The organism is Dietzia sp. (assembly GCF_036741115.1).
GTDB lineage: Bacteria > Actinomycetota > Actinomycetes > Mycobacteriales > Mycobacteriaceae > Dietzia.
Genome location: NZ_DAINST010000057.1, coordinates 1 through 21,064, shown reverse-complemented (window position 1 = coordinate 21,064; position 21,064 = coordinate 1). Strand labels below are relative to the sequence as shown.

Here is a 21,064-nt window from a genome sequence, read left to right as displayed (position 1 = left end):
AACGGGCACGCGCGCACGATCTCGCCGCGGAGCGCCTCCGTCGATACGTGGCCGAGCAGCTCGCCGATCGAGAGACGATGCTCAAGGCGAAGCGACGGCTCGTCGCGTACCTGCAGCGCCGCGGGTACTCCTCAAACGTGGCGTTGTCCGTGGTCGACACGGAGATCGCCAACGCGCGCGAATTTCTCTAGGAGCGGGGCGCGGCGTACTCTGTCCGCGTACGTGATTCACGCAAACAAGGGGTATTGGCGCAGGTGAGCGAAGTGCTAGCCGAGTTCGATCAGCAGACCGAGCAGGGGGAGACCACCGGTCAGGGGGAACTGCGGAGCTACCAGATCCGCACCTTCGGCTGCCAGATGAACGTCCACGATTCCGAGCGCCTCGCCGGCGTGCTCGATGAAGCGGGTTATGTCCCGTTCTCCGGCGAGACGGACGAGGACGCCGGCCACGTGCCCGATCTCATCGTGTTCAACACCTGCGCCGTCCGCGAGAACGCGGACAACCGGCTCTACGGCACCCTCGGCCACCTTCGTCCATGGAAGGACGTCAACCCGCGGCTCCAGATCGCTGTCGGGGGCTGTCTCGCGCAGAAGGACAAGGACGTCGTCGTCGACCGCGCGCCGTGGGTCGACGTCGTCTTCGGCACCCACAACATTGGGCATCTGCCCTCGCTTCTCGACCGTTCGAGGCACAACGCCGCGGCCGAGATCGAGATCGCCGAATCGCTGCAGCACTTTCCGTCGAACCTTCCTGCGAAGCGGGAGTCCTCGTACGCTGGCTGGGTATCGGTCTCCGTGGGCTGCAACAATACGTGCACGTTCTGCATCGTGCCCTCCCTCCGCGGCAAGGAGGTCGACCGGCGCCCCGGCGAGGTGCTCGCCGAAGTACAGGCACTCGTCGCCGAAGGCGTCGTCGAGGTCACTCTCCTCGGGCAGAACGTCAACGCTTACGGCCGTTCCTTCATCCACCCCGACGAGCCCTCGGATAAGGGAGCCTTCGCCTCTCTGCTCCGAGCTTGCGGGGACATAGAGGGGCTCGAGCGCGTCCGTTTCACCTCGCCCCACCCCGCCGAATTCACCGACGATGTGATCGAGGCGATGGCCGAGACGCCGAACGTCTGCCCGCAGCTCCACATGCCGCTGCAGTCCGGCTCCGACAAGGTACTCCGCGAAATGCGCCGCTCGTACCGGAAGAAGAAGTTCCTCGGGATCATCGAAAAGGTCCGCGAGGCCATCCCGCACGCGGCCATCACCACCGACATCATCGTCGGCTTCCCCGGCGAGACCGAGGAGGATTTCCTCGAGACCCTCGATGTGGTGGAGAAGAGCTGCTTCACCAGCGCGTTCACCTTCCAGTACTCCCCGCGCCCGGGAACCCCGGCAGCGGAGATGGAGCAACAGGTCCCCAAGCGCGTCGTGCAGGACCGCTACGACCGGCTCATCGCGCTCCAGGAGCGGATCACGCTGGAAGAGAACGAGAAGATCGTCGGTCGAACCGTCGAGCTTCTCGTCGTCGACGATTCCGGCCGGAAGAACAACGCCACGGCGCGGCGTAGCGGCCGCGCGCGGGACGGACGCCTCGTCCACTTCGATCCCACCGCCGGCGAGGGGGCGGACGGCGCGATCCGCGCGGGCGACATCGTCACGATAAAGATCACCGCGGCCGCCCCGCACCATCTCCTCGCCGACGGCGGCGTGCTCACGCACCGTCGCACGGTCGCCGGGGACCGCTGGGAGGCCGGTCGCGTCCCCACCACTGCGCCGGTCGGCGTGGGGCTCGGTCTGCCCGGAATCCGCGCGGAGGCATAATCGTCGGCAGCGGCACGCGCCCCGGAACGGGGAGCGGGAGCCGGAGTGAGAACGAGGAACGGCAGGAACGTTGAGTACCGAAAACCGCCCAGATCCCATCGAGCAGGTCTCCGTGGCCATGGAGGACGCGAAGCTCCGGTCGAGGAAGAACGATGCCTTGTGGGCGAGCCGCGTCGTCGTCGGCAGGCCGCTCCTCGTCGCGCTCGTTCTCGTCATTCTGCTCGCCGCCGTGCAGCTCCTCCCGCATAGCGCCGGGGTCCGCGGATTCGACGTCCTGTTCTACACCGATGTCGCCCGCGAGCAGCAGGTCTCGCTTCCCGCGCGCGTGTTCGTCACGCTCATCTGTGCAGGCAGCGTGTTGTTCGGGGTAGTCACGGTGTTCACGCAACGGTGGTGGGCCGCAGGCATCGCCTGGTGCGCCACGTGTGTCGCCGCCGTCTACGGCGTTCTCGCCATCTGGCTCCGCCAAGACGGCCGCGGGCCGAACCCGGACTCGACGGACTTCGGTGCCCCGCAGATCGGTATCTATCTCTCCGAGCTGCTCGTCCTGGCGCTCGCCGTCACTCTGTCGATCCTTCTCTGGGTCAAGTCCGATCAGCAGAAGGCCGCCGAGCTCGAAGTCCGCAAGGAATCCCGGAAGCTGCAGGAGCAGCGGGCAGCGGCGGAATCGCGCCGGGAATCGAACCACCCCCGCTCGGACGGGCAAGCGGGACCCGAGTCCGGCAAGCAGTGCGGCTGAATCCAGTCGGCATCGTGGCAGCGGTAACACCCGCGCGGCCGCGGTAGCCTCACTGAGGCTCCCGGTTAGCGCTGCTCCACAGCGGTCTCGGCAGCCTCGGCCCACTCGCGCCACTGCGCCGCCTGGGCGCGCGCCTTCTCTGCGTCCTTCGCCTTGCCTGCGGCCTCGGCCTTGCGGGCCTTCTCCTCGAACTCCTCGACGCGCACCCAGAACTGTCCGGCGCGCGCCTTGACCTCGGGATCCGTGCGCCGCCACTCGTGCTCTTCCTCGGCGCCGACGCGCTTCTCGAGCTCCCGGATCCGGCCTTCGAACTCGGAGATGCGGGAGCGGGGAACCTTTCCGGCCTCGTCCCATTTCTCCTGGAGCTCACGCAGGGCTCGCTTGGCGCCCGCGAGGTCCGCCGCGGGATCGATCTTTGCCCCGTATTCGTCGAGGAGCCGCTCCTTGGCGGCTGCGTTCTCCTCGAACTCCGCGTCCCGCTCCGAGGCGGCCGCGTGGCGGGCGTCGAAGAACGTGTCCTGCGCCTTCTTGAACTTCGCCCACAGCGCGTCATCGGCCTCGCGCGGCGCGCGGCCCGCGGCCTTCCACTCATCCATGAGGTCTCGGAAGGCGCGGGCGGTGTCGTTCCATTCGGTGCTGCCGGAGATCTTCTCCGCGCGCACGACCAGATCCTCCTTGATCCGCTTCGCCTCTGCCCGGTGCCGGTCGAGCTCGGCGAAATGCGCGCCGCGCCGCCGATTGAAGCCCTCGCGCGCCTTGGAAAAGCGCTTCCACAGGGCGTCGTCGGTCTTGCGGTCGATCCCGCGGATCGTCTTCCACTCTTCGAGGATCGCCTTGAGCCGGTCTCCGGCGGCCTTCCACTGCGTCGAATTCGCGCCGATCTCCTCTGCCTCCGCAGCGAGCGCTTCCTTGCGCTCGATCGCGGCCGCACGGTTGGCGGACTTGTCCCTTCGCGCCTGCTCTTCGACGTCATGCGAACGGGTGACAATCGCCCGAAGGCGCGTCTCGAGCGCGTCGAGGTCTCCGACGGCGGAGGCCTCGGGCACGGTCTCGGCGAGAGCGGCGGCCGACTCGCGAGTCTTCGCGGCATCGGAGGGGTGGGATTCGAGGCGCTGCTCGAGGATCATCACCTCGGTGGCGAGGTCGTCGAAGTGGCGGCCGAAGTGGGCGAGAGCCTCGGCGGCATCGCCCGCCTGCCAGGAACCGACGCGCCGTTCCCCGGCCGCAGTGCGGACGAAGACCACTCCGTCGTCATCCACGCGACCCCACTTCGCGGGATCCGAGACGGGCGCTGCGGGAGCGACCGTGGCGTCGCCGGCGGGCTTGTGGGGGCGCGGGGTGGCACCCGGGCGAGGCCCCGGCCGAGGCACGGAACCCTTGGCCCCCGTGCCCGGCCCAGGCTGTCCCGGCTTGGGACTAGGGTTCTGCGCTGCCGGGGAAGCCGGGGTCGGCGCGGAGTCCGGGGCCGATCCTGGGGCCGGCGTGGGCTGCGGGGTGGCTCCGGTGTGCTCGACGTCGGCCATGATTCTCCTTCTCCTACCGCGCGAAGCGGATCTCCACGGGCGGCACGGCCATCGCGTGTGGCGCTCTGTCGAGCGCCCGCGGTGGGGGCGCCGCCGTTCTCGGCGACCCGAGCCCCGGTGCCGCGAGGGCGCGGCCCGGCGAGCGAGTCGCCATCGACTATATATTTCCCGCGCGCACACGGCGGGGGAATGTCCGCCTCCGAGTCCGGCATCGCCGCGCCGGGCGCGACCTGCGGCGGAGGTAGTCTGGCCGGGTGGCATCGCAGCTCGTTCTCCTCCCCGGCGCACCGGTAGTCGTCCCCGAGCTCTCCCGCGCCGCCTGGTCGGAGGTCGAGGCACTGTACGACGCCGGACTCCGCGCCCTCCGCACCGCCGCGACATCCGGAGCGGAAGTCCGGGTGATAGTCCACGGCACCGAGGTCGCCGTGCTGCCTCGAATCCGCCACGATCTGCGTCGTTGGGGCGCCCCGGACGTGCCCATCGGTCCAAATGGGGCGCCGTCGCCGGAAGAGGCCGGGATCAGGGCCGAGGACATCCCCGGTGCGGCGCTCATCGCGTGGTGGTGGCTGCAGCAGGCGGGACCGGGGTTTCGGGACGAGGCGGTCGAGACTCATGTGGTCGCCGGTTCGGCCGAGAGCGTCGCAGAGCTCATCGCTTCCGCGCCTGGCACCGTGGTGCTCATCGCCGATGGCCCCGCCGCGCTCGCGCCGAAGGCCCCGATCCCGGAGCGCCCGAGTGCCGTTGCTCTCGATGCGGGGCTGACCGAGTTCATCGAGGCCGGGACCACGCTTCCGGATCACGAGGACTCCGAGGCCGCCCGCGACGGCTGGTATACCGCGCCGTTGTGGCGCGGTGCCGCTGCGGCGGTTGGCCGCCGGCCCGCAGCGGATTCCGCGCAAGGGGCGCCTTTCGGAGTCGGTTACCACGTGGCGCGCTGGGTTCTCGCCTCCGCGACGGCTGCGATACAGGGGGCCGCCGAGACCGAGCCCGGGCCGGGGCAGGTGCAGCCCATCGTCGTCATCGGCCCGACGGGCACGGGTAAATCAGAACTCGCCATGGACCTGGCCGAGCGGTTCGGCGGACAGATCGTCAACCTCGACGCAATGCAGCTCTACAAAGGTATGGATATCGGCACGGCGAAGGTTCCCCCTGCCGAGCGCCGCGGAATTGCCCACCACATGTTCGACGTCCTCGAGGTCACCGAGACGGCCTCCGTCGCCGACTACCAGCGTGATGCCCGCGCAATCGTCGAGGAGATCATGGCCGCGGGCGCTGTTCCCGTCGTCGTCGGTGGGTCGATGCTCTACTACCAATCCCTGCTCGACGAATGGGAGTTCCCGGAGACCGATCCCGAGGTCCGCGCGAAATACGAGCGGCGCCTCGACGAGATCGGCGTCGAGGCCCTCCACGCCGAGCTCGCGGCGATCGATCCAGAGGCCGCGGCGACGATCCTCCCCAGCGATCCGCGGCGGACCGTCCGCGCGCTCGAAGTCGTGGAGATCACCGGCAAGCCTTTCGCGGCCTCGCGCCCGCGCATAGGTCGGCAGCGCTGGGGCGCGCACCTCCTGGGACTCGACGTCCCCACGGCGGAGCTCGACGAGCGCCTAGAACGCAGGACCGCAGCGATGTTCGATTCGGGTCTGGTCGCCGAGGTGCGCGCGCTGGAATCCGCAGGCCTCCGCGACGGGGTGACGGCGCGCCGCGCCATCGGATACGCCCAAGTGCTCGCCGCGATCGACGAATCAGCCGGAGCGGATCCCGCAGGGGAGCAGCTCGATGAGGCGGTCTATCGGACCTTCGTGGGGACGCGGCGCTACGTGCGCAGGCAACGCTCGTGGTTCCGCCGCGACGAGCGGATCACGTGGCTCGATGCCTCCGCGGCGGGGCGAGAGAGGCTCCTCGACGCCGCCCTCGACGCGATCGGTGATGGCACAAAGGAGAAGAGATGAGCCCCAAGGAAACGGTGCAGTCCGTGGCGCGCGCGGCGGGGATCATCGACGCCCTCGTCGCCGAGGGTGGAATCGCCTCGCTCAAGGCGATCGCCGAGCACACCGGTCTCGCCGCCGCCACCGTCCACCGGCTCTGCTCGACACTTGTAGAGACGGGAATGCTGCGACAAGGGCCGGGGAGGGAATACCTTCTCGCCCCCGCGCTCATGTGGGCGGGGAGCGCCGCGCGCTCCGTGACGACGAGCTGGGCCGAGCCGGTCCTCCAGGCCGTGGTCGACGCAACGGGGGAGACGGCGAACCTCGCGGCCCGCGAAGGCGACCGCGTCGTGTACCTCGCGCAGGTCCCCAGCCCGTACTCCATGCGGATGTTCACCGAGGTCGGTCGGCGCGTCGACCTCCACTGCACGGCCGTCGGCAAGGCGCTCGTCGCGGAGTCCGGGGACGACGAGGTGCGCGCGCTCCTCGAGCGGACCGGCATGCGGCGCTACACGGACTGGACGCTCTCCACTCCGGAACGGTTCGTCGCCGAGCTCGCGGACGTGCGCCGTCAGGGCTTTGCAGGGGACGAGTCCGAGCAGGAGGAAGGCGTCCGCTGCGTGGCGGTCGCGCACGGCTCCGGGCGGTCCGCGGTGGCCTTTTCGGTCTCGGGCCCCGAGGCCCGGTTCACCTACGACAAGCGCGAGGCGGCCGCGGCCGCCATCCATCGCGCGATCGCTGCAAGCCCGCACCTCGCCTGAACGTCGCCGTCGGACCGAAAGAAAACGCCCCGCCCCCTCCGGCGAACCGGAGTGGCGGGGCGCTTGGTCTGGGCCGTGCGGACTAGGCGCGGGCCCTGCGAGGGGCGGTGAGCCCCGGCGCGGCTAGACGCCGAACGCGGCAGCGTTGTTCGCGCCGTACTTCTCCTTGAACTCGCGGCGACGTGCGTGGAGGATCGGCTCGGTGTAGCCCGAAGGCTGCGATCCACCCTCGAGGATGAGGTCGCGGGCGGCGAGCCACGCGATGGAGTCCTCGAAGTTCGGGGCCATCGGGCGGTACGTCTCGTCGCCCGCATTCTGTTCGTCGACGAGCGCGGCCATGCGCTTGAGCGACTCGATGAGCATCTCCTCCGAGATGATCCCGTGGCGCAGCCAGTTCGCGAGGAGCTGGCTCGAGATGCGCAGCGTGGCGCGGTCCTCCATGAGGTTGACATCATGGATGTCCGGGACCTTCGAGCAACCGACGCCTTGGTCGATCCAGCGGACGACGTAACCGAGGATCGACTGGCAGGAGTTGTCGACCTCCTGCTTCTTCTCCTCGTCGGTCCAATCCGTGTTCGCGGCGAGCGGGATCTCGAGGATCTGCTCGGGGGTCACGCGGCGGCCGCCGGCGACGAGCTCCTTCTGGACCTCTGCGACGTTAACCCGGTGGTAGTGGGTCGCGTGGAGCGATGCGCCGGTGGGCGAGGGGACCCACGCCGTGCTCGCGCCGGCCTTCGGCTGGTCGATCTTCTGCTCGAGCATTTCGGCCATGAGATCGGTCTTGGCCCACATGCCCTTGCCGATCTGGGCGCGGCCGATGAGCCCGGCGGCGAGGCCCTCGTCGACGTTGTAGTTCTCGTACGCCGGCATCCAGTTGGCCTCGCGCATCTCGGCCTTGCGGACCATGGGCCCGGCCTCCATCGAGGTGTGGATCTCGTCGCCGGTGCGGTCGAGGAAGCCGGTGTTGATGAACACGCAGCGCTGGTCGGCGGCGGCGATCGCGCGGGAGAGGTTGACCGATGTGCGGCGCTCCTCATCCATGACGCCCATTTTGATGGTGTTCTCGGGCAGCCGGAGGAGCTTCTCCACGCGGCCGAAGAGCTCGCTGGTGAAGGCGACCTCGTCGGGGCCGTGCTGCTTCGGCTTGACGATGTAGATCGAACGCTCGCGGGAGTTCTTGCGCTTGTTGTCCGCGGCGATGCCGTGGATGCCGGCGAGCGAGGTGACGATGGCATCGAGGATGCCTTCGGGAAGCTCGTTGCCGTCGGCGTCGAGGACCGCAGGGTTGGTCATGAGGTGGCCGACGTTGCGCACGAAGAGCATGGAACGGCCGTGGAGGACGAGCTCTCCGCCGTCGGGCGTCGTGTACGTGCGATCGTCGTTGAGCACGCGTGTGAAGGACTTGCCGCCCTTCTCCACGGTGTGCTCGAGGTCGCCGCGCATGAGGCCGAGCCAGTTGCGGTACCCGTGGACCTTGTCCTCGGCGTCCACCGCGGCGATGGAGTCCTCGAAGTCCATGATCGTGGACACGGCGGACTCGAGCACCACATCGGAGATGCCTGCCGAATCGGTCTCGCCCGAAGGGGTCGAGGCATCGAAGACGATGTCGATGTGGAGCCCGTTGTTGACCAGGAGCACGTTGCTCGGCGCAGCGGCATCGCCGAGGTAACCGGCGAGCTTGTCGGGATCGGCGAGGCCGGTGACCGAATCGTCGGCGAGCGTGACCTGCAGCTTGGAGTCGACGATGGCGAAGGCCTTCGCGCCGACGTAGCTGCCCTCGGCGAGCGGCACGACGTCGTCGAGGAACTCGCGGACCCAGGCGATGACCCGGTCGCCGCGGACCTTGTTGTAGCCCTTGCCCTTTTCCGCGCCGCCATCGGAGGGGATCGCGTCGGTGCCGTAGAGCGCGTCGTAGAGCGAGCCCCACCGGGCGTTCGCGGCGTTGAGCGCGAAGCGCGCGTTGAGCACCGGAACGACGAGCTGCGGGCCGGCGACGGTCGCGACCTCGGAGTCGACGTTCTCCGTGGAGACCTTGACGGAGTCGTCCTGCGGCAGGAGGTAGCCGATCTCGCGAAGATACTCGAGGTACTTCTCCTGATCGAAGCTTCCCGCGTACTCGCGGTGGTAGTTGTCGAGCTTGGTCTGCAGCTCGTCGCGGACCGCGAGGAGCTCCTTGTTTCGCGGCGTGAGATCGGTGAAGATCTCGGAAACGCCGTCCCAGAACGCCTTCGCGTCGATGTCGGTGCCCTCGAGGGCCTCGGTGTTGACGAAGTCGTAGAGGACCTTGTCGATCTGGATATTGCCGACTGTGATGCGCTCGCTCATGCTGCGCTGACCTCCCTTGATCGGTGGCTGTATCTGACCTGGATTCTATGTGGGCCGACTCCCGGCCAGGAACACCGCTTTCCACAATGCGGAATCGTTTCCGGTCGCTATTACAATCGTCGGCATGAGCAGCATTACCGGCGAGTCCGCAGCGCCCGCGACGGCCCCGTTCCTCAAGGGCCACGGGACCGAAAACGACTTCGTCGTCCTTCCCGACGTCGGCGCCGGACTCCGCCTCGAAGACCCGAATACGGTCCGCGCCCTGTGTAATCGGCGCGCCGGCGTCGGCGGCGACGGGATCCTCCGCATCGCCCGAGCCGGAGAGCTGCGCGAGGCGGGCGAGCTCGCCGAGATCCCCGCGGATGTCGAGCCCGGGGACTGGTTCATGGACTACCGCAACGCCGACGGCTCGGTTGCCGAGATGTGCGGTAATGGCGTCCGCGTCTTCGCCCACGCCCTCGTCGCCACCGGCCTCGCGCCCGAGGGCGAGATCCGCGTGGGTACGCGCGCGGGCCTGCGACCGGCAACCGTTTCCATCGGATCCTCGACCGACGCGGCCACGGTATCGGTGGGCATGGGCACGCCCGAGGTGATCGGCGTGTCCACCGTTTCCTTCGAGGGGCGCGCGTTCGCCGGTCTCGCCGTCGACGTGGGCAATCCCCATGTTGCTGCTATCGTCCCGAGGATGACGTCGGAGCAGCTCGATACCCTGCCCATCGCCTCGCAGCCTGTCATCGACCAGGAGTTCTTCCCGGCTGGGGTCAACGTGGAGATCGCGACGCCGATGTCCGAGGACGGGCTCGTGCACATGCGAGTCCACGAGCGCGGCGCGGGGGAGACCCGTTCGTGTGGGACCGGAATCGTGGCGACGGCCCTCGCCGCACTCGCCGATGCCGAGCGCTCGGACGGGACGGTGACCGTGCGGGTCCCCGGCGGCGATGTCGTGGTGGAGATCTCGCGCGGCGCCGCCACTATGACGGGCCCCTCGCGGCTCGTGGCCCGCGGCGAGCTTTCCGGGCTTCTGTTTTCCCGTGGTCACGTGCGAGAATAGGGGCCGTATGACGACGACTCCCGACACCACGGGCGATACCGCAGGCCCCGCGCGCGACCACGATGATCGCGCTGCGCAGGGCGCACCCGATTTCGCTGTTTCCGATCACGACCCGTCAACGGGCGAGCTGCAGCTGGAGGAGAGGTCCTCCCTGCGCCGCGTGGTCGGCCTGTCCACCGAGCTCGAGGACATCAACGACGCCGAGTACCGCCGCCTCCGCCTCGAGCGCGTCGTTCTCGTCGGCGTGTGGACCGAGGGTTCGGCGCAGCAGGCCGACGCCGCGATGGCCGAGCTCGCCGCGCTCGCCGAGACAGCGGGTTCGATGGTCCTCGACGCGCTCATCCAGCGCCGAGACAAGCCCGATGCCGCGACTTATATCGGTTCTGGCAAGGTCGCCGAGCTCCGCTCGATTATCGATGCGACTGGCGCCGATACCGTGATCTGCGACGGCGAGCTCACGCCCGGCCAGCTCATCGCGCTGGAGAAAGCCGTCAACGTCAAGGTCATCGACCGCACGGCGCTCATCCTCGACATCTTCGCCCAGCATGCGACCTCGCGGGAGGGCAAGGCGCAGGTCAGCCTCGCGCAGATGGAGTACATGCTTCCGCGACTGCGCGGTTGGGGCCAGACGCTCTCGCGCCAGGCTGGCGGCCGGGCCGGTTCCAACGGCGGCGTGGGCCTGCGCGGTCCTGGTGAGACGAAGATCGAGACCGACCGCAGGCGCATCCGTGAGCGGATGGCGAAGCTGAGGCGTGAGATCCGTGGGATGAAGCAGGCGCGGCTCACCAAGCGCCACCGCCGGCGCTCGACCCCGGTGCCGTCTGTCGCCGTGGCCGGCTACACCAACGCGGGGAAGTCCTCGCTTGTCAACGCCATTACCGGAGCTGGTGTGCTGGTCCAGGACGCACTGTTCGCGACCCTGGATCCGACCACCCGGCGGGCCGAATTGCCCGATGGGCGCGCCGTGGTGCTCACCGATACCGTCGGCTTCGTCCGGCATCTCCCGACGCAGTTGGTCGAGGCGTTCCGTTCGACTCTCGAGGAGGTCGTCGACTCCGAGCTCCTCGTCCACGTGGTCGACGGATCGCACCCGTTCCCGCTCCAGCAGATCGACGCGGTGCGGAGCGTGATCCGCGACGTCGTCGCCGAGCAGAATGCGACGGCGCCGACCGAGCTCCTCGTGATCAACAAGATCGACGACGCCGATCCATTGGTACTCGCCGAGCTGCGCGCGAGCTTCCGCGACGCCGTGTTCGTCTCGGCGATCACCCGCGAGGGGATCCCCGAGCTCCGCGAGCGGATCGCCGAGCACATCGCCGCGCTGGATGTGACCGTTCTGGTGGAGATCCCGTACTCGCGTGGCGATGTCGTCGCGCGGCTCCACGAGGAGGGCGCGGTGCTCGACGAGCGGTACTCGGAATCGGGGACCGTGCTCGAGGTCCGTCTCCCGGAGTCCATTGCCGGAGAGGTCTCCGAGTACCGCGTGTAGCGCGGTGGCCGCTTCCGGCCGGGTGCCCGGCGCGGATCAGAGCCGGCGGAACACCATGATGACCCGGCCGAGGATGGTCGCGTAGTCCCCGGGGATGGGGCGGAACGCCTCGTTCGCGGGGACGAGCCAGACGCCGCTCGACGATTTGTCGAGGGTCTTGACGGTGGCCTCCCCGTCTATCATCGCCGCGACGATGTCGCCGTTCTCTGCGACCTGCTGACGGCGGACGCAGACGTAATCGCCGTCGAGAATGCCCGCGTCCCGCATCGATTCGCCGACGACCTTGAGGATAAAGGTCTCTCCCGAGCCCACGAGCTCCTCCGGAAGCGGGAATACCGCCTCGATCTCCTGCTCCGCCAGGATCGGCCCGCCCGCGGCGATCCGACCGACGACCGGGACGAAGGCCGGCTGTGACGCGCCTCTGGGGAGCTGTGCCCGGCGCGAGGGTTGGCGCGATGAGGAATTGGGGGAGCGGACGTCCACGGCGCGGGGCTTGTGGGCATCCCGGATGAGATAGCCCTTCTTCTCGAGCGCCTGGAGCTGATACGCCACCGAGGACGTCGACTGGAGACCGACGGCATCGCCGATCTCCCGGATGCTCGGCGGGTAGCCGTTCTCGGCGATCGCATCGTTGATGACGGTGAGGATGGTCTTCTGCCGCTCTGTGAGCGACTCCTTCGGCTTGCTGCTGGGTGGCACGTTCGTCCCCTCGGTGGCGGCGTATAGAGCACGTGTTCGAACAAATGCTTGCGTTTTCGAACTCGTCGCATATGCTACCTCTCGAACGCCGAAATCGACATACATATGTTCGAATGTCGGAATTTCGTCCGAGATGGAATCTAGTCGCAGTTCACAGGACTGACTGTTCCAAACGGGGGTAGCGTACTCCGGCCCGTGCGATCGATTTTCGGCCGAAATGTCGGACCCGGTTCGTAGAACTAGAACACGAACAACGGCAGCAACGATGTTCGACAACGTGTCGATCACGGCCACGAGAGAAAGGGATCGATCGAGATGACCATCCACCTGGAACGTTCCGACACCACGCACGCCACCTCCGCTAAGTCCGGCCGCCACACCGTCCGCAGTGCCGTCGGTGCACCCGGCGTCCCCGCCATCCCCGTCGTCATCCGAGCCCACGTGTCGGCACCCTCCGCGGTCGCGCCCGGCGTCGAGGTGAAGCCGGCAGGCGCCGCCATCGATCCGGATACCGCTGCGGATATCGCGGCCCTGCGCGAGCGCGGCCTGCGGGCCCGCCGTTTCGGCGAGGACGCTCGCTCCGCGCGTCTCCACTATGCTCGCGGCGCCTCGGAGCGCGAGTCCGGGCCCGTGGGTGCGTCGGCGCGCGGCCCGGTTCCCGCGCCCCGCTCGTTCGTCGCCTCCGAGACCCGCGCAGCGGCCGGCATGCCTATTCGCTCGGAGTCGCACGCCGGCTCGCCCGCCCTCTCGCTCAATCAGGCAATGGTCGCGGCGGCCGCGGGGATTGTCGTCGGCTTCGTCTTCTTCGTTCTCGTGCTCACGCTGGTGTAGGTGCTCCGGGCACGGTCGCCAGAAGTCGGGCTCCGGTATCGGGTCCCCGGACTCGGGCCGCCGGGAGCGGCCGGAAGCGCCGTCGTCCGCCTACATGTAGTGGTTTTTGGGGGGTTTCGGTGCAAACGATTACCATAGGTGGTGTTTGTGGGCGCGGCCACTCGGCCGCAGGGGGAGCCCACGCCCTTGCGAGGAGCCGCCTGATGTTTTGTCCGATGTGCCACAAGGCCGATTCGCGCGTCATCGATTCGCGCACGGCAGAGGAAGGGCTGTCCATCAGGCGCCGCCGGGAGTGTTCTTCGTGCGGGCACCGTTACACGACCATGGAGGCCCCGGTACTCATGGTGAGTAAGCGGAGCGGCGTCACGGAGCCGTTCAGCAGGGACAAGGTCATCCGCGGTGTCCGGCGCGCGTGCCAGGGCCGCGATATCAGCTCCGATGCCCTGCATCTCCTCGCCCACAAGGTGGAGCTCGCGGTGCGAGCCAAGGGCGTCACGGAAGTGGCCGCGCACGCGGTCGGCCTCGCGATCCTCGAGCCGCTCAGGGAACTTGATGAGGTCGGGTATCTCCGCTTCGCCTCCGTCTACAAGTCCTTCCAGTCGGCCGACGATTTCGAGGCGGAGATCCGCTCGATGCGCAAGGACGGCGTCCATGCGGCAAACGCGGCCGCGGGTGGATAGGCGCGAGGCTCGTTTCGGTCAGACGCGAGCCCGTTGCTTTCGGGCACCCTGCGCGAACGCGGCTTTGATCGCCTGGGAGATCTTTTTCTCCGATACCGAACCAGCCGTCCCGAGAGTCTGCGTGTAGACACTCACTCGCAGTTCGGCGAGCAGCCACGCGATCTCCCGGCTCTGCTTGTTCCGCTTGTGCGCCTCGAGCGCGGTCCGTGCTTCTGCGACAGCGTCCTCGGTGTCGGCGATCCGGGCGCGGAGCGCGTCGTACTTCCGGGGGTTTTCCTCCGCCATGCGGACCCTCATTCCGATGGACCTGAGATGCCGCTCGAGCTGCCCGAGTTGCGCGGCGGAATGGCGCGCGAGGAAGCCGCGGCCGATGAGGAAATCGAGCTCCTCTCGCAGTTCGTCGACGATCTCCGAGGGGCGCATACGCTCGAGCTCGGGGCGTAGCTCGAGGTCCTGTACGAGCGCGGGGAGGACCGTGGCTATGAGTCGTGCAACGGCACCCGGTACGTCCCGGCGGGCGTGAGTCTCGAGCTCGGCATAACCCGCGGCGGTCAATGGCGCCCCGCCCGCGGCGCCGATGGTTCGTCCGATGGCGACCACAGTGGCATCGGAGGCGAGCGCGTCGATACCGCCATAGGGGTACTGCGTGAGCGCGAGCCGCTCGCTCGTGTGTCGTCCCTTGAGCAGACGGCCCGTCGAGACCAGCCCGAGTCCCCTGAGGAGAGCAATGCAGGCCCGGGTCATCGCAGCGGAACGCTGGGCCCTCGACGTGCACACCGTGCGGTGGATGCCGTCGGAGCGGACCTCGATCGCGGGGTAGGCGATCGCGTCGACGCCGTCGATCTCGGCGGACACCTCGTCCGCGAGATCGCCGATAGTCTCCGGCGTCCACGAGCGGTACGGTCCATCGGCGTCATTTGCGAGGGAATCGAGAAGCGTCTGCCTGGCCCTGTCCGCGAGCTTGGACTGCAAGGCGGGAAGAGAGTGCCCGGAATCGACCACGGAGCCGCCGGAATCGATCACGACGAAGGTCATCCGCAGGTGCTCCGGTAGCTGCTCCGGGTGGAATTCGCTCGCGGGGATGGTCGAACCGATGCGCGCCGAGAGCGACTCGGCAACCGCCGAGACCAGCGGGCGCCGGCGCGGCTCGACATCCGCTGCGACGAGGTCGGCGAAGGAGCCTGCGGGCGAGGCGAGCCGGCGGAACATCTTCGGCAGGGTTCGGATCAGCTCCGTATAGAGCTCCGTGCGCAGGCCGGGAACGAGCCACTCGAAACCGGCGGAACGTACGTGGGCGAGCTGGGTGAGCGGGATGCGCACGGCCACGCCGTCGGCGTCGGAGCGCGGGTCGTGGGTGTACTCGAGCTCGAAGGTCAGCTCGCCCTGCTTCCACGCCGGCGGGAAATCCCGCTCGGACGGGCCGGTTGCTTCGTCGCGGATATCCGACTCCGTGAGCCGCATGTGCTCGCGCTCGGCCTCGGGCGCCTTCGCGATCCACGAATCGAAATGCCGGCCGGAGACCACGGATTCGGGGATCCGCTCGAGGTACCAGGCGACGAGCTGCTCGTCGTCGGCGACGGCGCCTGCGCGGCGGGAGCGCGTCTGTAGCTCACGGGCCTCGGCGACGAGCTCGCGGTTCGCGGTGAGCTCCGGCGAACGGCCTGACCAGCCTCCCTCGACGATCCCGTGCCGGACGAATAGCTCGCGGGCGAGCGGGGCGTCGACCCGCGAGAGGAGGATGCGGCGGTTCTCGACGATCGGGAGACCGAGGAGGGTGACCTTCTCGTAGGCCATCGCGGCGCCCTGTTTCGAGGACCAGTGCGGCTCGGAGTAGTTGCGCTTGACCATGTGCCCGGCGATCGGCTCGACCCAGGCGGGATCGATGCGCGCGACATCGCGGGCGAAGAGGCGCGAGGTCTCTACGAGTTCGGCGGCCATGACCCAACGCGGGGGCTTCTTCGACAGGGCCGACGAAGGATGGATGTGGAACGTGAGGCCACGCGCCCCGGCGAATTCGCGGGTCTCCTCCTTCCGCGCACCGATCGAGGAGAGCAGGCCCGCAAGGAGGCTGCGGTGTACGTCGTCATCCGAAGCGGTGAGGGAACCGGGGTGCCAGCCGCGCTCCCGGCACACGGACGACAGCTGGTTGCCGAGGTCCTGCCACTCGCGGATGCGGAGCCAGTGGAGATACTCGGCCTTGCACATCTTGCGGAAAGCGCTGCCCGAAAGCTCTGCCCGCTGCTCGGTGATGTAGCGCCAGACGTTGAGGTAGCCGAGAAAATCCGAGGTCTTGTCGACGAAGCGCGAGTGCGCCGCCGTCGCCTTGTCGCGCTCCTCGGCGGGCCGTTCGCGGACGTCGCCGACCGTGAGCGCGGCGACGATGACGATCGTCTCGGCGAGGGCGCCGTGATCCCGCCCGGCGAGGAGCATGCGCGCGAGCCGGGGATCGAGGGGGAGCGCGGCGATATCGCGGCCGAGCGCCGTGAGCCGGGGTTCCCCGGACTTGGCCTCGGCGAGGGCGCCGAGCTCGTCGAGGAGGGCCAGGCCGTCGCGGATCGACTTAGAGTCGGGCGGATCGACGAACGGGAAATCGGCGATCGCGCCGAGCCCGAGGTCGGCCATCTGGAGGATCACCGAGGCGAGGTTGGTGCGGAGGATCTCGGGGTCGGTGAACTCGGGGCGCGCCTCGAAATCCTCCTCCGAGTACAGGCGCACGCAGATGCCCTCGGCGACACGTCCGGAACGTCCCTTGCGCTGATTGGCGGACGCCTGTGAGATCTCCTCGATGGGGAGGCGCTGCACCTTCGTGCGCGTGGAGTACCGCGAGATCCGAGCGAGCCCGGTATCGATTACGTAGTGGATTCCGGGGACCGTGACCGAGGTCTCGGCGATGTTGGTGGCGAGGACGACCCGTCGGCGCGAATGCCTCCGGAACGCCTTGTTCTGTTCGGCCGTGCTCAGCCGCGAGTACAGCGGGAAGACATCGAGCGCGCGGAACTTCCGGCCGCGAATCGCCTCTTCCGCGTCGCGGATCTCCTGCTCTCCGGAGAGGAAGACGAGGATGTCGCCGTCCCCGGCCCCGAGGAGCTCGCCGACGGCATCGCACAGGCCGTCCATGGGGTCGCGGTCCACCGTTCGCCCGTCGATCTCCTCGACGAGCGGGCGGTAGCGCACCTCCACCGGATAGGTGCGGCCCGAGACCTCGATGATCGGCGCCGGCTCGCCGCCGGGCGAGGCGAAGTGCGCGGCGAAGCGCTCGGGTTCGATCGTCGCCGAGGTGATGATGACCTTGAGATCGGGGCGCTTGGGGAGGATGGAGGCGAGGTAGCCGAGGAGGAAATCGATGTTTAGGCTCCGCTCGTGGGCCTCGTCGATGATGATCGTGTCGTAGGCGCGGAGCAGGCGGTCGCGGCGGATCTCGTTGAGGAGGAGGCCGTCGGTCATGAGCTTGATCGCTGTGCGATCGCTCGTCTTGTCGTCGAAGCGGACGGCATAGCCGACCTCCGCGCCGAGCTCGACGTCGAGCTCGGCGGCGATGCGCGCGGCGACCGTGCGGGCGGCGAGCCGGCGCGGCTGGGTGTGGGCGATCGCGCCCCGAACTCCGCGGCCGAGATCGAGACAGATCTTCGGGATCTGCGTGGTCTTGCCCGAGCCGGTCTCGCCGGCGATGACCACGACCTGATTCGCGGCAATGGCCTCGGCGATGTCCTCGCGGCGCCCGGAGACCGGGAGTTCCTCGGGGTAGCTCGGCTCCGGCAGCCCCGCGCGGCGCTTCTCGAGTTTCGCGGCGGCCTTGGCGAGCGCTTCCTCGGCGGCGTCGAGTTCGGCATCGTTGCGGGATTGTCCGATCCTCAGACCGAGTCGCTGCGAATCGACGAGGGACACCTCACCGAGCCGATCGCGGAGTTCGGCCTTGCGCGGGTCGAGCGCGGGATCGGCAGGGGCGGTGGCCTTGGCTCCGGAACGCGATCCGGGCCCGGATCCGGCGCCGTCGCGTCCTGACCGTCGAGAGTGACGGCGGCGGTCCTGGCTGTGGCGCGGGGAAGAGGGCATAGCCCCGCCAGCCTAGCGCGATTGCGTGCCGGGAGAGGAGTCGAGGAGGAGTGCCGTGAGCGCCTCGAGAGCCTCGACCCGTGCCACGAAGAGGAGCTCGTCGCCGGGCTCGAAGGGGACGTCCTCGTCCGGCACGATCACGCGGCCGCCGCGGATGATCGACACGAGCGAGGTGTCTCGCGGCAGGCTCAGGCGCGCGACGGCGCGCCCGGCGAGCGTCGTGTGTGCGGGCAGCGTGTAGGACACGAGCCGGTTCTCTCCGCCGCGCAGCGTGAGCAGCTCGACGACGTCGCCCACCGCGACGGCCTCCTCGACGGCGGCGGCGATGAGCCGCGGCGTCGACACCGCGACATCGACGCCCCAGCGCTCGCCGAAGAGCCATTCGTTGCGCGGATCGTTGACCCGGGCGACCACGCGCTGCACGGCGAACTCGGTCTTCGCGAGCAGGCTGAGGACCACATTGGCCTTGTCGTCGCCCGTGGCTGCGACGACCACATCGAAGCTCGAGAGCCCGAGACGTTCGAGGGAGTCGAGCTCGCACGCATCGGCGACGAGCCACTCCGCCCCGGGGACGCCGTCGTTGCCGCCGACTTCCCCGCGCTTGTCGACAAGGAGCACGTAGTGCCCGTTGGCGATGAGCTCCCGGCCGATGGACCGGCCGACCGCACCGGCGCCGGCGATCATCACCCGCATCGACTGCGACGTGGACGGCAGGAGGTGGGTGCTAGTCATCGAACAGTCCTTCGCGGTCGAGGAGGCGCGGGCCGAAGAAGTCCGCGTCCTCCGCCGTCACCGCCACGTGGACGAGGTCCTCGTCCTGGAGGAGGAACGATCCGTCGGGGATAAAGCAATCGCCGTATCGGGTCACGGCGACGACCCTGCAGTCCGCCGCGGCCTCGACCTCGTGGATGGGGCGGGCGATGAGGCCACGAGTGACCTCCCTCACGGTGAGCACGACCGAGCCCGTGGGATCGGCCCACGGCTCGGCCTCGGCGCTGCCCGTGAGGAAGCGGAAGAAGCGACGGGTCGTCCACGGGGTCGTGGCGATGGTGGGGATGCCGAGGCGCTCGAATACCTCGGCGCGGCGCGAATCATAGATCCGCGCGATGACCCGATCGATGCCGAAGGATTCGCGGGCGACCCGCGCGGAGATGATGTTCGAGTTGTCGCCGCTGGACACCGCCGCGAAGGCATCGGCCTCCTCGGCTCCGGCCCGCCGCAGCACGTCCCGGTCGAAGCCCATGCCGGTGATTTTCCGGCCCGGGAACTGGAACTCGGAATCGAGGCGGAGGAAGGAATCGGGGTTCTTGTCGATGACGGAGACCTCGTGGCCCTCGGCGACGAGGACCGAGGCGAGCCCCGCGCCGACGCGTCCGCAGCCCATGATGATTACGCGCACGCGGCCACGATACCCGCCGCCCGCGCCCGGGGAAGATGACGGCGACGGCCGGCAATCCCCGGGACAGTGGGCGCCCCGGAGCTGCACCGCCTAAGGTCTTACGGTGATGAGCAGGTTCAGTGTGGCCACCCGAGGCGGGAAGCGCCTCGTGTTCGGCCGTCCGTACCGCACCGATCGCGAGGGGCACACGCGGCTCCCCAAGCGTCTCGCGCTGCCGGTCTTCGCCTCCGACGCGGTGTCCTCCGTGGCATACGCGCCCGAGGCGATCTTCCTCGTGCTCTCGCTCGCCGGAGCCGCGGCCATCGGTTTCGCCCCCTGGGTCGCCGTCGCGGTCGTCCTCGTCCTCCTCGTGGTCGTCGCCTCGTACCGACAGGTGATCTACGCGTACCCGGGAGGCGGCGGGGACTACGAGGTGGCAAGGCGAAACCTCGGGCCGCTGCCTGGTCAGATCACCGGCGCCGCGCTGCTCATCGACTACATCCTCACGGTCTCGGTGTCGATCTCGGCGGCGGTGGCCAACCTCGGTTCGGTTGTGCACGTCGTCTCCCGGTACTCCGTACCCATCGCGGTCGTGGCGATCATCCTGCTCGCCGCCGTCAACCTCCGGGGCGTGCGCGATTCGGGCCGCACCTTCGCCATCCCCGTGTACTTCTTCATCGCCTCGGTCGCTGTGATGATCGTCTGGGGGCTGTTCCGCTGGGCGATCCTCGGCGACGAGGTGCGTGCCGAATCCGCGGAGCTCGTATTCGACTCGGCGGCTACGCAGCAGTCGGGGTTCGCGCTGGTATTCCTCGTGCTCCGCGCGTTCGCCTCCGGATCGGCGGCGCTCACGGGTATCGAGGCCGTCGGCCACGGCGTGCCGCTTTTCCGGAAGCCGACCGCGAGGAACGCTTCGCGGACGCTGGCGATCATCGGCGGGCTCACCGCCGCGCTGTTCCTCGGACTCATCGCGCTTTCGGTGATCACAGGGGTCACCCTCGCCGATGACCCCGGCGACCTCGAAGGCGCGCCCGCCGGATACCACCAGAAGACGCTCGTCGTGCAGCTCGCAGACGCCGTCTTCTCCGGCGCGCCGTGGATGACGGGCGTGATCGCCGCCGCGACCGGGATCATCCTCCTGCTCGCCGCGAACACGGCGTTCAACGGCTCTCCGGTGCTCGCCTCGGTCCTCGCGCGCGACAAGTACATGCCGACCCAGTTCGGCAACCGTGGCGACCGCCTGTCGTATTCCAACGGGATCATCGGGCTCGCCATCGCCGCGATCGCCACGACCATCGTCGTGCAGGCATCGGTGCAGACGCTCATCCAGCTGTATGTCATCGGCGTCTTCACCTCCTTCACGATCGGCCAGTGGGGCATGGTCGTGCACTGGAGCCGCGAGATCGCCGCGGCGGAGGTGCCGCGCCGTCGCCGCAGGATGCGCCGCGCCCGCGGGATCAACGCTCTCGGCCTCGTGTGCACGTCGATCGTGCTCGTCATCGTGGTGGTCACCAAGTTCGCCTCTGGCGGCTGGATCGTCATCCTCATCATGGCCGCTGTGGTCGTCGTCATGCGTGCCATCCACAATCACTACACGGGCATGGCCGCGCGCCTGCGCGGGTGGGATGGGCGCCCCGTCCTGCCCTCGCGGATCCACTGCATGGTGCTCGTCAGCAATGTCACGCTGCCCACGCTGCGCACCATCGCGTTCGCGCGGGCGACGCGCCCCGACTACCTCGAGGCGGTCACGGTGAGCGTCGACGTCGCCGCGACCAAGGCGCTCGTCTCGGCCTGGGAGAAGA

Annotated in this window: 15 protein-coding genes and 1 pseudogene; 10 read left to right on the top strand and 6 right to left on the bottom strand. The window is 68.8% G+C overall.

Going from position 1 to position 21,064, the window contains the following annotated elements; all coding sequences use genetic code 11:
• From V7E05_RS09890 to V7E05_RS09880, 3 genes and pseudogenes are all read left to right on the top strand, one after another.
• A pseudogene (locus V7E05_RS09890) lies at positions 1 to 191 on the top strand (regulatory protein RecX); the annotation flags it as partial.
• A 129-nt stretch (positions 192 to 320) separates the two neighbouring features.
• On the top strand, positions 321 to 1,808 hold the full coding sequence (miaB, locus tag V7E05_RS09885; RefSeq protein ID WP_442891650.1) for a tRNA (N6-isopentenyl adenosine(37)-C2)-methylthiotransferase MiaB: 1,488 nt from the start codon (positions 321 to 323) through the stop codon (positions 1,806 to 1,808).
• A gap of 70 nt (positions 1,809 to 1,878) precedes the next feature.
• Positions 1,879 to 2,547 (top strand): Rv2732c family membrane protein, encoded by a 669-nt coding sequence (locus tag V7E05_RS09880; protein ID WP_333619488.1) that lies wholly within the window; start codon positions 1,879 to 1,881, stop codon positions 2,545 to 2,547.
• A 65-nt stretch (positions 2,548 to 2,612) separates the two neighbouring features.
• Here V7E05_RS09880 and V7E05_RS09875 read toward each other — a convergent pair whose 3' ends face one another.
• Positions 2,613 to 4,070, bottom strand: coding sequence for a DUF349 domain-containing protein (locus tag V7E05_RS09875; RefSeq protein WP_333619487.1), 1,458 nt, complete (start codon positions 4,068 to 4,070; stop codon positions 2,613 to 2,615).
• Between the two features lie 1,001 nt (positions 4,071 to 5,071).
• Between V7E05_RS09875 and miaA the strand changes: the two genes are divergently transcribed.
• Together miaA and V7E05_RS09865 are read left to right on the top strand one after the other, a co-directional pair.
• Positions 5,072 to 6,019: a tRNA (adenosine(37)-N6)-dimethylallyltransferase MiaA gene (miaA, locus tag V7E05_RS09870; protein ID WP_333619490.1), complete on the top strand. Its 948-nt coding sequence runs from the start codon at positions 5,072 to 5,074 to the stop codon at positions 6,017 to 6,019.
• Complete coding sequence (locus V7E05_RS09865; RefSeq protein WP_333619486.1) at positions 6,016 to 6,756, top strand: IclR family transcriptional regulator; 741 nt, start codon at positions 6,016 to 6,018, stop codon at positions 6,754 to 6,756. Before miaA ends, V7E05_RS09865 begins: the two co-directional genes overlap by 4 nt.
• A gap of 123 nt (positions 6,757 to 6,879) precedes the next feature.
• On the opposite strand, the gene V7E05_RS09860 is transcribed toward V7E05_RS09865, so the two are convergent.
• Positions 6,880 to 9,081 (bottom strand): malate synthase G, encoded by a 2,202-nt coding sequence (locus tag V7E05_RS09860; protein ID WP_333619485.1) that lies wholly within the window; start codon positions 9,079 to 9,081, stop codon positions 6,880 to 6,882.
• A 124-nt stretch (positions 9,082 to 9,205) separates the two neighbouring features.
• Between V7E05_RS09860 and dapF the strand changes: the two genes are divergently transcribed.
• Both dapF and hflX read left to right on the top strand, forming a co-directional pair.
• Complete coding sequence (gene dapF, locus V7E05_RS09855; protein WP_333619484.1) at positions 9,206 to 10,132, top strand: diaminopimelate epimerase; 927 nt, start codon at positions 9,206 to 9,208, stop codon at positions 10,130 to 10,132.
• Positions 10,133 to 10,139: 7 nt separating this feature from the next.
• Positions 10,140 to 11,621, top strand: coding sequence for a GTPase HflX (hflX, locus tag V7E05_RS09850; RefSeq protein ID WP_333619483.1), 1,482 nt, complete (start codon positions 10,140 to 10,142; stop codon positions 11,619 to 11,621).
• Between the two features lie 36 nt (positions 11,622 to 11,657).
• Here hflX and lexA read toward each other — a convergent pair whose 3' ends face one another.
• On the bottom strand, positions 11,658 to 12,320 hold the full coding sequence (gene lexA, locus V7E05_RS09845; RefSeq protein WP_333619482.1) for a transcriptional repressor LexA: 663 nt from the start codon (positions 12,318 to 12,320) through the stop codon (positions 11,658 to 11,660).
• A gap of 315 nt (positions 12,321 to 12,635) precedes the next feature.
• On the opposite strand from lexA, the gene V7E05_RS09840 reads away from it, so the two are divergent.
• Both V7E05_RS09840 and nrdR read left to right on the top strand, forming a co-directional pair.
• Positions 12,636 to 13,151: a hypothetical protein gene (locus V7E05_RS09840; protein ID WP_333619481.1), complete on the top strand. Its 516-nt coding sequence runs from the start codon at positions 12,636 to 12,638 to the stop codon at positions 13,149 to 13,151.
• 203 nt (positions 13,152 to 13,354) lie between these two features.
• Positions 13,355 to 13,831: a transcriptional regulator NrdR gene (gene nrdR / locus V7E05_RS09835; protein ID WP_333619480.1), complete on the top strand. Its 477-nt coding sequence runs from the start codon at positions 13,355 to 13,357 to the stop codon at positions 13,829 to 13,831.
• Between the two features lie 18 nt (positions 13,832 to 13,849).
• On the opposite strand, the gene hrpA is transcribed toward nrdR, so the two are convergent.
• From hrpA to V7E05_RS09820, 3 genes are read right to left on the bottom strand one after another with little or no spacing between them, the layout of a single operon-like run.
• Positions 13,850 to 17,884 (bottom strand): ATP-dependent RNA helicase HrpA, encoded by a 4,035-nt coding sequence (gene hrpA / locus V7E05_RS09830; protein WP_333619479.1) that lies wholly within the window; start codon positions 17,882 to 17,884, stop codon positions 13,850 to 13,852.
• A 12-nt stretch (positions 17,885 to 17,896) separates the two neighbouring features.
• Positions 17,897 to 18,577: a potassium channel family protein gene (locus V7E05_RS09825; protein ID WP_333619489.1), complete on the bottom strand. Its 681-nt coding sequence runs from the start codon at positions 18,575 to 18,577 to the stop codon at positions 17,897 to 17,899.
• A 31-nt stretch (positions 18,578 to 18,608) separates the two neighbouring features.
• Positions 18,609 to 19,283: a potassium channel family protein gene (locus V7E05_RS09820; protein ID WP_333619478.1), complete on the bottom strand. Its 675-nt coding sequence runs from the start codon at positions 19,281 to 19,283 to the stop codon at positions 18,609 to 18,611.
• A gap of 106 nt (positions 19,284 to 19,389) precedes the next feature.
• Here V7E05_RS09820 and V7E05_RS09815 point away from each other — a divergent pair.
• Positions 19,390 to 21,064 (top strand): APC family permease (locus tag V7E05_RS09815; RefSeq protein ID WP_333619477.1); only part of this gene is annotated, 1,675 nt, incomplete at its 3' end.